The 12,485-nt window shown below is 71.3% G+C and carries 14 protein-coding genes; 6 read left to right on the top strand and 8 right to left on the bottom strand.

Annotated features, from left to right (window positions below):
• The first annotated feature begins 58 nt into the window (after positions 1 to 58).
• The gene (locus tag ASF20_RS15580) at positions 59 to 1,048 is read left to right on the top strand and encodes a catalase family peroxidase (protein ID WP_056275510.1); all 990 of its coding nucleotides are present in this window, start codon (positions 59 to 61) and stop codon (positions 1,046 to 1,048) included.
• A 133-nt stretch (positions 1,049 to 1,181) separates the two neighbouring features.
• On the opposite strand, the gene ASF20_RS15575 is transcribed toward ASF20_RS15580, so the two are convergent.
• The 3 genes from ASF20_RS15575 to ASF20_RS15565 all read right to left on the bottom strand — a co-directional run bounded on the left by ASF20_RS15575 (position 1,182) and on the right by ASF20_RS15565 (position 3,984).
• Entirely contained in the window at positions 1,182 to 1,733 is a 552-nt protein-coding gene (locus ASF20_RS15575; protein WP_056275507.1) for a hypothetical protein, read from the bottom strand.
• An 81-nt stretch (positions 1,734 to 1,814) separates the two neighbouring features.
• On the bottom strand, positions 1,815 to 2,987 hold the full coding sequence (locus ASF20_RS15570; protein WP_056275505.1) for a zinc-dependent alcohol dehydrogenase: 1,173 nt from the start codon (positions 2,985 to 2,987) through the stop codon (positions 1,815 to 1,817).
• 85 nt (positions 2,988 to 3,072) lie between these two features.
• Positions 3,073 to 3,984 carry a LysR family transcriptional regulator gene (locus ASF20_RS15565; RefSeq protein WP_056275502.1) on the bottom strand — a complete coding sequence of 304 codons (912 nt, stop codon included), beginning with the start codon at positions 3,982 to 3,984 and terminating at the stop codon, positions 3,073 to 3,075.
• A 95-nt stretch (positions 3,985 to 4,079) separates the two neighbouring features.
• On the opposite strand from ASF20_RS15565, the gene ASF20_RS15560 reads away from it, so the two are divergent.
• A complete protein-coding gene (locus tag ASF20_RS15560) occupies positions 4,080 to 4,526 on the top strand; it encodes a DMT family transporter (protein WP_056215022.1) in 447 nt (148 codons plus the stop codon).
• Between the two features lie 12 nt (positions 4,527 to 4,538).
• Here ASF20_RS15560 and ASF20_RS15555 read toward each other — a convergent pair whose 3' ends face one another.
• Genes ASF20_RS15555 through ASF20_RS15545 form a run of 3 tightly spaced genes read right to left on the bottom strand, consistent with a single transcriptional unit; the run spans position 4,539 to position 7,773 of the window.
• Positions 4,539 to 5,009 carry a secondary thiamine-phosphate synthase enzyme YjbQ gene (locus ASF20_RS15555; RefSeq protein ID WP_056275499.1) on the bottom strand — a complete coding sequence of 157 codons (471 nt, stop codon included), beginning with the start codon at positions 5,007 to 5,009 and terminating at the stop codon, positions 4,539 to 4,541.
• Entirely contained in the window at positions 5,006 to 6,730 is a 1,725-nt protein-coding gene (locus ASF20_RS15550) for a cisplatin damage response ATP-dependent DNA ligase (protein ID WP_056275495.1), read from the bottom strand. Before ASF20_RS15550 ends, ASF20_RS15555 begins: the two co-directional genes overlap by 4 nt.
• Complete coding sequence (locus ASF20_RS15545; protein ID WP_056275492.1) at positions 6,727 to 7,773, bottom strand: ligase-associated DNA damage response exonuclease; 1,047 nt, start codon at positions 7,771 to 7,773, stop codon at positions 6,727 to 6,729. The genes ASF20_RS15550 and ASF20_RS15545 overlap by 4 nt, the downstream gene beginning before the upstream one ends.
• Positions 7,774 to 7,814: 41 nt before the next feature.
• On the opposite strand from ASF20_RS15545, the gene ASF20_RS15540 reads away from it, so the two are divergent.
• Entirely contained in the window at positions 7,815 to 8,750 is a 936-nt protein-coding gene (locus ASF20_RS15540) for a methyltransferase domain-containing protein (protein WP_056215400.1), read from the top strand.
• Between the two features lie 193 nt (positions 8,751 to 8,943).
• On the top strand, positions 8,944 to 9,681 hold the full coding sequence (locus tag ASF20_RS15535; RefSeq protein ID WP_056215006.1) for a YoaK family protein: 738 nt from the start codon (positions 8,944 to 8,946) through the stop codon (positions 9,679 to 9,681).
• A gap of 34 nt (positions 9,682 to 9,715) precedes the next feature.
• On the opposite strand, the gene arfB is transcribed toward ASF20_RS15535, so the two are convergent.
• Positions 9,716 to 10,135, bottom strand: a complete 420-nt coding sequence (gene arfB / locus ASF20_RS15530) for an alternative ribosome rescue aminoacyl-tRNA hydrolase ArfB (RefSeq protein ID WP_056215003.1) — start codon at positions 10,133 to 10,135, stop codon at positions 9,716 to 9,718.
• 40 nt (positions 10,136 to 10,175) lie between these two features.
• Entirely contained in the window at positions 10,176 to 10,460 is a 285-nt protein-coding gene (locus ASF20_RS15525; protein ID WP_056215000.1) for a BolA family protein, read from the bottom strand.
• A 135-nt stretch (positions 10,461 to 10,595) separates the two neighbouring features.
• Here ASF20_RS15525 and ASF20_RS15520 point away from each other — a divergent pair, with 135 nt between their 5' ends.
• Both ASF20_RS15520 and cobS read left to right on the top strand, forming a co-directional pair.
• Positions 10,596 to 11,222: a DnaJ domain-containing protein gene (locus tag ASF20_RS15520; protein ID WP_056214996.1), complete on the top strand. Its 627-nt coding sequence runs from the start codon at positions 10,596 to 10,598 to the stop codon at positions 11,220 to 11,222.
• Between the two features lie 255 nt (positions 11,223 to 11,477).
• Positions 11,478 to 12,461 (top strand): cobaltochelatase subunit CobS, encoded by a 984-nt coding sequence (gene cobS, locus ASF20_RS15515; protein WP_056214992.1) that lies wholly within the window; start codon positions 11,478 to 11,480, stop codon positions 12,459 to 12,461.
• Positions 12,462 to 12,485: the final 24 nt, after the last annotated feature.

Below are 12,485 nucleotides of genomic sequence, written 5' to 3'. Positions count from 1 at the left end.
GGGTGTCGGCTCCGTTGTCTCCCGACCTCGATCCGTTTGCCCGTGGGGTGCGCCCGTGATGAGACCGAACCTGCTGCTCCTCGGCGGTATCGCCGCCCTCGCCTGCTCGACGCCTGCGAAGGCCGAACCCGAGACGCAGGCCATCGTCGACGCCCTGTTCAAGGCCGGCGGCAATCAGCCGAACGTGCGCGGGAGCGGGGCCAAGGGCGTCTGCGTCACGGGCAGCTTCACGCCCTCGGCCGAAGCGCAGGGCCTGTCCAAGGCGCCGCACTTCAGCCGCGCCCCCGAGAAGCCCCTGCCGGTGACGGCCCGCTTCTCCATGGGGGGCAGCAACCCGAAGGTCTCCGACAAGGCCAAGCCCGTCACGCGCGGCTTCTCCATGCGGATCAACCACCCCGCCGGCGACATGGTGTTCGTGTTCATCTCGGCCCCGGTCTTCGGCTCCAAGACTCCGCAGCAATTGCTCGATTTCGCCAGCGTGCGGGCGCCGGGACCGGACGGAAAACCGGATGCCGAGAAGATCAAGGCGTTCGGGGTGGCCAACCCCGAGACGACCCGGCAGGCGGCCTGGCTCAACGCGCGCCCGGTGCCGGCGAGCTACGCGGGCGTCGATTACTGGGGCGTCCACGCCTACACGCTCACCGACGCCGCCGGAAAAGCCACGGTGGCCAAGCTGAAGACGGTGGCGACGGCGGGCCAGCTCGGCCTCACGGACGACGAGGCCAAGGCCAAGCCCGACGCGTTCTACGCCGACGAATTGACGGCGCGTCTCGCGCAGGGGCCGGCGACGTTCGACCTCGTGGCGATCCTCGGCGAGCCCGGCGATCCGACCCAGGATCCCACCGTCCTCTGGCCCGAGGAGAATCGCAAGTCGGTCAAGCTCGGCACCCTGGCGGTCGCCGCCCTCGCGCCGGCCGCCACCTGCGACGCGGCGACCTTCGATCCGGTGGTCGACCTGCCCGCGGGCGTGGCCGGCCCCGCCGACGACCCGATGTTCGCCATCCGCTCGCCGGCCTACGCGATCTCGCTGTCGCGGCGGTCGAACTGAGGCCAAGCACCCGGCCGGGGCGGTCCCGGACGGGCGATGGCGGGATGCCGGCCCGGGACCGCCTGTGGGGCGGAGCGACCCCCGTACGGCGGCGCCCGCATCGCGACCGGGCGATTCGCGCCCGGTCCGCGCCCTAAGCCCAGGCCCGGAGCCCCTCCGGCGTCGTGAATTCGGGGGGCCGGACGTCGCGGGCGGCGCCGCGCATCGCGTCGATGCCCTTCGGGAAACCGCTCCGGCTCCGATAATCCGCACGAACGCGCTCCGAGGGCGCCAGGGGGGCGTCGGACAGGGCCTGGGCGCAGAGCACGTCGATCACGCCGACGCCCGCCAGGGCGCCGAGGGCGATGCCGGTGTTGGCGCGGTGGCGCGGATCGCCCGTGAGGCCGGGCAGGACGGTGGCGACGTCGAGGACGTCGCCGGCCACCCGGGCCCAGATCCACGGCGTCGGATCGTGGGAGCCGAGGATACCGGCGCCCTGGACGATCTCACGCACACCATAGGCGCGCACCAGCGCGCCGGCGCGGGGCATGCCGAGCCAGCGCGCGATGGCGTCGCCGCAGGTCAGCTCGGTGATCCCGAGGGCGAGGGAGAACCAGCCGAGGCCCTGCGCCACCTGGCGCGTGGCCGGATCGGGCCGGCGCCGGCGGTCCGAGGACAGCCGGGCGGGCGGGACTTCGGGCCTCATCCGACCGGAACGAACGGTCGGATCCGGACGGGACGCGGATGCGGGCATGCGGACTTCCTCCATCGGGAAAACGGGCGGCGCTCAGGGCCGGAGCACGACCTTGATGCAGTTGTCCTTCTTGTCGCGGAACGTCTTGTAGAGATCGGGCCCGTCTTCGAGGCGGCCCCGGTGGGTGATGACGAAGGAGGGGTCGATCTGCCCGTCGGCGATCCGCTTCACGAGGTCGTCGGTCCAGCGGTTGACGTGGGTCTGCCCGGTGCGGACGGTGAGGCCCTTGTTCATCAGGGCGCCCATCGGGATCTTGTCCACGAGGCCGCCATAGACCCCCGGGATGGAGAGGATGCCGGCCGGGCGGCAGACATAGATCATTTCCCGCAGGACGCTGGCCCGGTCGCTCTCCAGCATCACCGCCTGCTTGACGCGGTCGTAGACCTGTTCGAGCGCGCGCGGAGAATGGGCCTCCATGCCGACGGCATCGATGCACTTCTCCGGACCCTTGCCGGCCGTGAGCTGATTCAGCCGCTCGACGGTGCTCTCCGTGCCGTTGTCGATGGTCACGGCGCCCCCGGCCCGGGCCATCTCCAGGCGCTCGGGCACGCGGTCGATGCACACTACCTGCCTGGCGCCGAGCAGGATCGCAGAGCGGATCGCCATCTGGCCGACCGGGCCGGCGCCCCAGATCGCCACGGTGTCGGTGGGCTGGATGTCCGCCTGCACCGCCGCCTGCCAGCCGGTGGGGAAGATGTCGCCGAGGAACAGGACCTGCTCGTCGGTGAGCCCCTCCGGCACCTTGATGTGGGTTTTGTCCGCGAAGGGGACGCGGACGTACTCGGCCTGGCCGCCCGCATAGCCCCCGGTGAGGTGGGTGTAGCCGAAGAGGCCCGCGGTGGTGTGCCCGAAGACCTTGGCGGCGAGGTGCTTGTTGCGGTTCGAGCGCTCGCAGACCGAGAAGAAGCCGCGCTTGCACTGGTCGCATTCGCCGCAGATGATCGTGAACGGGATCACCACCCGTTCGCCCTTGCGCAGGCTGCCGCCGACGCCCTTCCCCGTCTCGACCACCTCGCCCATGAACTCGTGACCCATGACGTCGCCCTTCTCCATGCCGGGCATGACGTGGTCGTAGAGGTGCAGGTCCGAGCCGCAGATCGCGCAGGCCGTGACCTTGATGATCGCGTCCCGGTCGTCCTCGATCCGGGGATCGGGGACGGAGTCGCAGCGAATGTCCTGAGCGCCGTGCCAGACGAGAGCCTTCATCGTATCTCTCCCACGTGCGGTGTCGTGTCGCCGATATGCTGAGAACCCGGCGACGGGACGTGAGTTCGGTTCGGGATCGCAGGTCTCAATCGGGCGCGAGGATCGGTTCCGGAACCAGCGCGTCGCGCTCCAGGCGAAGGAAGTCGATCAGGCGCTCCGCGAGGCGCCCCGGCGGGCGGCCCGCCGGCCGGATCAGCGCGGTCTCGATCGGCAGGGCCGGCCGGAACGGGCGCAGCACGATCGGCAGGCCGGTGAGTTCACCGGCCGGGACCGGATCGACGATGGCGAGGCCCAGGCCCTCTGCGACGAGCCCGCAGCGCGCCGCCGTGTACTGGGCCATCAGGGGAAAGCGCGGCACGCACCCGGCCTCCGCGAACCGCGCCTCGACGGCCTCCTGGAACAGGCCGGGACCGCCGGCGATCAGGGTCTCGCCGACGAGGTCCTCCACCCCGATGGCGCGCCGGCGGGCCAGCCGGTGCCGGCGCGGCAGGGCGCAGACCGCGTCGACCGTGAGGAAGCCCTCGGCCGCCACCCCCGCATGGCCGGAGCGCGGGCGGGCGAGGCCGAGGTCGCACCGGCCCGAGGCGGTCCAGGCCCAGATCGTGTCGGGGCTCGGCACATGGACGGCGACGCGGGCGCCCGGATGCTCGGCCATGAGGCGCCGGATCGCCCGCGGCAGCAGGCGGGAGGCCAGGGACGGCTGGCAGGCGACGCGCAGGGGCCCGGTGCCGAGCTCGCGGATCTGCCGGGCGGCGTGGGTCAGCTGTTCGAGGCCGGCATGGCTCCGCTCGACCTCGCGGGCGAAGGCCTCCCCCTCGGGCGTCGGCCGGGCGGTGCCGTGGCCGCGCACGAACAGCGAAAGGCCGGTCTCGGCCTCGAGCTGGGCCATGGCCCGGCTCACGTGCGGCTGGCCGATGCCCAGCGCGGCGGCGGCCCGGGTCATCCCGCCATGGCGCATCACCGCGCGAAAGAGATCGAGATGGCCCGGATTGATCATGCCCCATCCGCATGGAAACGCGCCGATCCGTCATTTGACGGCATGGCCACGGAATGGTTGTCAAGGCGCCCGTGTCCCGAACAGGTGCCAGGCCGATGCTCAACCTCCTGCTTCCCGTGGCCCTCTCCGTCATGGCGGGCGCCAGCATCGTGGTGCAGCAGGCGCTGATCGCGAATCTGCGGATCGCCCTGAATTCCTCCGCCTGGGCGGGCTTCGCCAGCTACTTCGTCGGCCTCCTGTCCATGGTGGTGCTGGCCCTGGCCCTGCGCGACCCGCTGCCGGCGGCCAGCCTGACCGGGCGCATTCCGTGGTGGGGCTGGAGCGGCGGGTTCTTCGGCGCGGTCTTCATCGCGCTCGCCACGATCCTGGTGCCGGAACTCGGCGCGGCGACCTTCCTGGCCCTCCTCGTCACCGGCCAGATGCTGGCCTCGGTGGCCTTCGACCATTTCGGCTGGCTCGGCCTCGCCCAGCGCGAACTCGACGCGACCCGCGTGGTCGGCGTGGCGCTCCTGATCGGCGGCGTGGTGCTGATCCGGCGCTGATCCGGCCGGTTCTCAGGCGCCGAGCCCCTGCAGGACGATTTCCCGGCGGTGCGGCCGGTCCCGGTGCTCCACGAGGTAGATGCCCTGCCAGGTGCCGAGGGCGAGGCGCCCGCCCCTCACCGGGATCGCCAGATTCGAATCCGTCACCATCGTGCGGATATGGGCCGGCATGTCGTCCGGCCCCTCGGCGCCGTGCGCGTAGCCGGCATGGCGCGGCGCGAGCCCGTCGAGGGCGGTAAGGAGGTCGGTCCGCACATCGGGGTCGGCATTTTCCTGGATGGTCAGGGAGGCCGAGGTGTGCCGGCAGAACACGGTGACGAGGCCCTCCGCGATCCCGCTCTGCGCGCGGAAGGCCTCCACCGCCCCGGTGATGTCGGTGAAGCCCTGGCCGGGCGTCGAGACCGTGACCGTGGCCGCCGCCTGACGCGCCACCGGGCCGCTGGCAAAGCCCTGCAGCGCACAGATCTTGCCCGCCTGCCTCATGCGTCCGCCTCCGTCAGGGTCTCGCCCGGCGCGATCTCGCGCTCGCCCCGGGCCAGGATGGTCTCCAAGGCGTCGATCCGGTCGGCCTCCGCCGCCGGCTTGTCCCAGCGGATGCGCGCCACCCGGGGAAACCGCATGGCGACGCCCGACTTGTGCCGGGTCGAGCGCTGCACCCCCTCGAAGGCGATCTCCAGCACGAGGCCGTGGTCGAGGCCGTAGGACACCTCGCGCACCGGGCCGAAGCGCTTGGTGGTGTTGTTGCGGACGTAGCGGTCGAGCTTCTGCAGCTCGGCATCGGTGAAGCCGTGATAGGCCTTGCCGACCGGCACGAGCTCGGGCGTGCCGTCCTCGCGCGCGCGCCAGACCCCGAAGGTGTAGTCGGAGTAGAACGACGAGCGCTTCCCGTGTCCGCGCTGGGCGTACATCATCACGGTGTCGACGCGGAACGGCTCGCGCTTCCATTTCCACCACGGCCCCTTGGGCCGGCCCGGCAGGTAGACGCTGTCGCGGGCCTTGAGCATGACGCCCTCGATGGCGTCGGCATCCTCGCCCGCCCCCACGGCGGCCGGGTCGGCGCGGGCCGCGGCCAGATCCGCCCAGGTCGCGAAAGGCACCAGGGGCGAGAGGTCGATGCGGGCGTGATCGAGGGCGGCGACGAACGCCTCCAGGCGAGCCCGGCGCTCGGTGAAGGGCAGCGGGCGCAGGTCCTCGCCGTCCGCCTGCATCAGGTCGTAGGCGCGGACATGGGCCGGGAACTCCTCCAGGAGCTTCGGGGTCACGGCCTTCCGGTTCAGGCGCTGCTGGAGCACGTTGAAGCTCTGCACGCGGCGCTCGCGCAGGATCAGCAACTCGCCGTCGATGGCCCCCGAGAAGGTGATCGCCTCGGCCAGATCCGGGAAGGCGCCGGAGATGTCCTCGCCGGTGCGCGAGTAGATCCGCGCCACCTGTTCCCCGGCCGCGTCCCGTCCGCCGACGAGCTGGACCCGGATGCCGTCCCACTTCCACTCGCCGGAAAACGCCGCCGGATCGAGCTTTTCGAAATTGCCCTCCTCGTCGATGGGGTGGGAGAGCATCGGCGGCCGGAACGGGGCCGGGTTCAGGGTGGTGGGGCGCTCGCCCCGGCCCTCGACCCAGGCGAACAGGCTGGCGTAGGGCGGCTCGAGCCCGTGCCAGACCTCCTCGACCGCGTCGGCCTCGTGGCCGCCCAGCGCCCCGATGGCGGTCTTGGCGAGGCGCGCCGAGACGCCGACGCGGAGCGCGCCGGTGATGAGCTTCAGCAGCGCCCAGCGCCCGGTCTCGTCGAGGGCATCGAGCCACGCGGCGATGCGGGCGGGCAGGTCGGCCTTCTTCACCGTGCCCAGCGTCTCGACCACCTCGGCGAGCGTCGGCACGTGCGGGGGAGGATTGTTGTGGCCGGGGCCGATGACCGGCTCGCCATCCGAGGGCACGGGCGCCGGCCAGATCAGCGCTGTGGTCTCGGCCAGATCGCCCACGTAGTTGTGCGACAGCCCGAACAGCACCGGGTCGACGCGGGCTTCGACCAGGCCCCGGATCATCGCCGGCTTGGCCTCGCGAAAGGTCAGGCCGCCGGTCATCGCGGCGAGCGCGTAGCCGCGCTCCGGGTCGGGAGCGTGGGTGAAGTAGTCCTGCAGCAGGCGCAGCTTGGCGTTGCGGCGCGGCTCGTAGGCGAGGCGGTCGAGGAGGTGGGCGAAGTCGTTCATGCGACGGCCTCCTCCGGCGGGGCGACCGGCTCGGACTCGCCGTCGTCGCCGTAGCCGAGGAGGTGCAGGGGCTTGGCCTTGATGCCCTTCGTCCCGCACCAGTGCACCAGGGCGTCCTCCTGCCCGTGGGTGACCCAGACCTCCCCGGCCCCGGTCTCCAGGATGGTGCGGCAGAGATCGGGCCAGTCGGAATGGTCGGAGATGCAGAGGGGCAGCTCGACCCCCTTCTGCCGGGCCCGGGCCCGCACCCGCATCCAGCCCGAGGCGAAGGCCGTCACGGGGTCGGGGAACTTGCGCGACCAGACGTCCTGGATCGACGAGGGCGGGCAGAGCACGATGGCGCCGTGCAGCTTGGCCCGCTCGGTGGCCACCACCTTGGGGGTCTCGCCGAGCGGAATGCCCTCCTGCCTGTAGAGCTCGGTCAGCTTTTCCATGGCGCCGTGCAGGTAGATCGGCCGGTCGTAGCCGGCCTCCCGCAGCAGGGCCATCACCCGCTGCGCCTTGCCGAGCGCGTAGGCGCCGACGATGTGGGCGCGCTCGGGGAACAGGGCCACGGAATCGAGGAGCTTTTGCACCTCGTCGCGGGTGTCCGGCATCCGGAACACCGGCAGGCCGAAGGTCGCCTCGGTGATGAAGACGTCGCAGGGCACCACCTCGAAGGGCAGGCAGGTCGGGTCGTCGGCGCGCTTGTAATCGCCCGACACCACCACCCGCACGCCCTGCGCCTCGATCGCGATCTGGGCCGAGCCGAGCACGTGCCCGGCGGGGGCGAAGCGCACGGTGACGTCGCCGATGCGGATCGCCTCGCCGAGGGGGGCCTCCTGCCGGCTCGCGCAGAAATCGGCGCCGTAGCGCACCGCCATGATGCGCAGGGTCTCGCCCGTGGCCATCACGCGCCCGTGCCCCGCCCGGGCATGGTCGGCATGGCCGTGGGTGATGAGGGCGCGCGGCACCGGCCAGGTCGGATCCACGTGGAAGCCGCCGAGGGGGCAGTACAGGCCCTCGCGGGTCAGGGTGAGAAGATCGCTGGCGCTGAAACTCATTGGCGCGGCATATAGGGCGCCCGACGCCCATGCGCAGCCACATGTCCCGCACGATCACCTCCGGCGACCTTCGCGCCGACCGGCGCTACGCCTACGCCCAGGGCTGCCTCGACGACGGCGATCCGGACGCTGCCGCCGAGATGGCGGAGCAGGCCCTGGAGATCGCCCCCCGCTTCGCCCCGGCCTGGTTCCTCCTCGGCCGGGCCCGCGAAGGCCGGTACGCCCAGAGCGGGCGGGCCAGCGATCACCACGCGGCCCTGCGCGCCTATGCCAGCGCCCTCGACCTCGACCCCGAGGACGCGCAGGGCGCCCGCCTCGCCCTGGTTCGCATCGGCGCCGGCGAGGCCGCCAGCGCGATCTCGCCGGGCTACGTCCGGGCGCTGTTCGACGCCTACGCGCCGCGCTTCGACCGCCACCTTGTGGAGGGCCTGTCCTATCGCGGGCATACGCTCGTCGCCGATGCGCTCGAGGCATCGGCAGGTCCGGCCACGCCCCTCGGGTGGGTGATCGACCTCGGCTGCGGTACCGGGCTCGTCGGGGCCGCCCTCGCCGGCCGGGCGCAGTTCCTGACCGGGATCGACCTCTCGCCCGGGATGCTGGCCGAGGCCGGGCGGCGTGGCGGCTATCACCGGCTGGTGGAGGGCGAGCTGGTGGCGGCGCTCGGTGCCGAGCCCCCCGCCTCGGCCGATTGCGTCACGGCCGCCGACGTCATGATCTACGTGGGCGATTTCGCCGGCGTAGTCTCCGGCAGCGCCCGCGTCCTGCGCCCGGGCGGGCGCTTCGCCTTCACGGTGCAGTCCCATCCGGGCGACGGACTCATCCTGGGAGCGGATGCGCGCTACGCCCATGGCGACGCGCTGGTGCGGGAGACCCTGGCGGGGGCGGGGCTCGCCCTCGAACGCGCCGAGCCGGCCGTCGTGCGACGGGAAAACGGCGCCGACGTCCCCGGCCAAGTCATCGTCGCCCGGCGGCGGTAACATTCACGTGTCCGTCGCCGCCCTTGAGCGCCAGCGCACGACGCGGTTGAACCAATCGGGAGCGTGACTGTTGCCCCGGACGCATCGGAGCACCCCGCCCGGGACCTGACGTCGAGGTCCGGCGGTGCACTGAGCGTATCGGCCTTACGCCACCGTAGTTCAGCCGCCGCACGGGACGGAGGATAGCAACCCTATGGCAGAGACGCAGAACAAGTCGTTTCCGGCGAGTGCCGCGACGCGCATCCCCTTCGCGCTGGCCCTCTCGGCCGTGGCCGGTTGCGCCGATTCCATCGGCTTTCTCGAATTCTCGCAGCTCTTCATGTCGTTCATGAGCGGCAACACGACCCGATTCGGCGTCTCGGTCAGCCGCTTCGACTGGGAGAGCACGTCGCGGGTCGCCTCGGTCATCGTCCTGTTCTGCTTCGGCGCCTTCGCCGGCACCCTGATCGCCGCCTGGGTCGGGCGCTGGCGCCTCTCGGTGCTGCTCCTGCTGCAGTCGGTGCTCCTGACCATCGGGCTCATCGTCCCCCACGGCACCTTCGCCTTCCCGCTCCACGCCTACCCGATCGTCATCGCTCTGGGCCTCCAGAACGCGACGCTGCAGGACGAGGGCGGGCGCAGCCTCGCGCTCACCTACGTCACCGGCGCGGTGGTGCGGTTCGGAACCGGGCTCGCCAACCTGATGCTCGGCACGGTGGCCCCCTCGTTCTGGATCCAGGCCCCCCTCTGGGCGGCGCTGAGCACCGGCGCGGTCATCGGCGGCTTCCTGCAGATGCGCTACGGCGAGGATGCGTTCCTGTTTCCGGCCGCGGTCTCGGCGCTGCTCGCCCTCATCGCCCTGGTGCTGACGATCATGAAGCCGGGCAGCCGCTACGTCAGCGGAGAGGTCGAGACGCATCCGCCGGATGGTACGGCGGCGGCCAAGATCTGAGTGGCGATCTGAGCGGAGATCCGAGGCGCGGCCCCTAATCCAGGCCGCTGCCGCGCAGGCGCTTGGTGGCGCTCCGCTTCGACTTCTCGTCGAGGCGGCGCTTCTTCGAGGCCAGCGTCGGGCGCGTGGCGCGCCGGGGCGTCGGCGGCACCGCCGCCTCGGCCACGAGTTCGGCCAGCCGCTCGCGGGCATCGGCCCGGTTGCGGTCCTGGGTCCGGAAGCGCTGGGCGCTGATCACGATCACCCCGTCGACGGTGAGGCGCCGCCCCGCCAGCCGCATCAGGCGGACGGCCACCGCGTCCGGCAGGGCGGCCGACCGCCGGGCGTCGAAGCGCAGCTGCACCGCCGTCGAGAGCTTGTTGACGTTCTGTCCGCCGGGGCCGGATGCACGCACGAAGGTTTCCTCCAGCTCCGCCTCGTCGATGGCGATGTGGGGCGTGCATTGAAGGGCCACGGCGGAATCTCTCGCAGGATCTGGGATCAGGTCGCCGCGTTCAGGCTGCTTCGGCGGGCGTGCGGGCGCGCACCGCCAGGGCGTGGAGTCCGCGCTGGAAGGCCGGCTCGAGGGCGGCGTTGACGAGGCGATGACGTTCGACGCGGCTCTTGCCCTCGAAGGCGGCCGCGACCACGTCCAATCGGAAGTGCGTCTCTCCTTCGGGCCGCGCTCCCGAATGGCCCGCATGCAGGTGCGATTCGTCGATCACCGCCAAGTCCTGCGGCGCCAGTTGCACCCGGAGCGTGTCGGTGATCCAGTCCTTCAGGGTCACGGTCTCGGTCATCGCGGGCGTCTCCTCGTTTTTGGACTGCGGTCAAGCGCCGGCGTCCGGTCTCACGCGTCAACCCCCGAACACCGCATGCGGCATCAGGCCCGCCGCTCTTGTGTCTCCGACCCACCCCCTCATAATCGCCCCATCATGGATCTCAACTCGCCCCTGTTCGACAGCATCCGCATCAAGCCGTCCTGCGACGAGCCGAAGACGGCCGCAGCCCAGACCTGCGAGACGCCCGGGTGCAAGAACCCCGGCCTCTACCGCGCGCCCAAGGGCCGCAAGGCGGAGGGGCAGTACTGGCGTTTCTGCATGGATCACGTGCGCGCCTACAACGCCACGTACAATTACTTCGACGGCATGAACGATGCGGCCGTGCAGGCCTTCCAGAAGGACGCGATCATCGGGCATCGCCCGACCTGGGCGATGGGCGTGAACCCGGCCACCGCGGGGGAGCGCGGCAAGGCGGCTCCGAAGCGCGATTGGGCCTATGTCGATCCCCTGGACATCCTGCGGGCCGAGGGCGTCGGCGAGACCGCCCGGCGCAAGGCCGCACCCGAGCCGCGCCGACCCCGGCACTCGGCGGCGACCCTCAAGGCTCTCGACGTACTCGGCCTCGACGAGAATGCGGATTCGGCGGCCATCAAGGCGCAGTACAAGACCCTGGTGAAACGCTTCCACCCCGACGCCAATGGCGGCGACCGCTCGTTCGAGGAGCGTCTGCGCGACATCATCCGGGCGCACGATGCCCTGCGCGCCGCCGGCCTCTGCTGACGCGGCGACCGACGCCGGCCCGAGGTTCCGGCACGATCGATGCACGTTTTCTGGGTCTCCCCTGCTCAGGATGGGGCGGCAATTGCCGCGTGAGGCCCTATATGCAGTCCCGACACCCCTTGGCGCCGCCCGGCGCCGACCTTTAGATGGCGGTCGCGCGCGGCTCATCGTCCCCGAGCCGCGAGACCCCGAAGTCCGACATAGCCCGCGTGTTCCGTGACACCCCCGCGGCACCCGCGCCCCGACGAGGTCCTTATGCTTTCTGACGTCTCGCCCGCCTCGCTCCCCGACCGGGAAGTCTCCGTCCGAGAAGCCTTCGGCATCGACCTCGATCTCCGGGTCCCGGCCTTCTCGCAGAGCGAGGAGCACGTGCCGGACCTCGATCCGGACTACATCTTCGACCGGGAGACCACCCTGGCGATCCTGGCGGGCTTCGCCCGCAACCGGCGCGTGATGGTCACGGGCTATCACGGCACCGGCAAGTCCACCCATATCGAGCAGGTCGCGGCACGCCTCAACTGGCCCTGCATCCGGATCAACCTCGACAGCCATGTCTCGCGCATCGACCTCGTCGGCAAGGACGCGATCGTGCTGCAGGACGGAAAGCAGGTCACGGCCTTCCAGGACGGCATCCTGCCCTGGGCGCTGCAGAACAACGTCGCCCTGGTCTTCGACGAGTACGATGCCGGCCGCCCCGACGTGATGTTCGTGATCCAGCGCGTGCTGGAACTCTCCGGCCGCCTGACGCTGCTCGACCAGAAGCGCGTGATCCGCCCGCACCCGGCCTTCCGCCTCTTCGCCACCGCCAACACGGTGGGCCTCGGCGATACGTCCGGCCTCTATCACGGCACCCAGCAGATCAACCAGGGCCAGATGGACCGCTGGTCGATCGTCACCACCCTGAACTACCTCGCCCATGACCGCGAGGTCGACATCGTGCTGTCGAAGGCGGCGCACTACCAGCGCGACGGCGGCCGTGACATCGTCAACCGCATGGTGCGCGTGGCGGACCTGACCCGCAACGCGTTCATGAACGGCGACCTCTCCACGGTCATGAGCCCCCGCACGGTGATCACCTGGGCCGAGAACGCCGACATCTTCCAGGATATCGGCTTCGCCTTCCGGGTGACCTTCCTCAACAAGTGCGACGAGCTGGAGCGCACCCTCGTGGCGGAGTTCTACCAGCGCGCCTTCGGCAAGGACCTGCCCGAGAGCGCCTCGAACGTCGCCCTGAGCTGACCCCCTCCCGTCCGTTTCGAGGAA

It is taken from the genome of Methylobacterium sp. Leaf88, assembly GCF_001422795.1.
Taxonomy (GTDB): domain Bacteria; phylum Pseudomonadota; class Alphaproteobacteria; order Rhizobiales; family Beijerinckiaceae; genus Methylobacterium.
The sequence above is the reverse complement of the archived record's forward strand: the minus strand, read 5'-3'. Positions and strand labels throughout refer to the sequence as shown.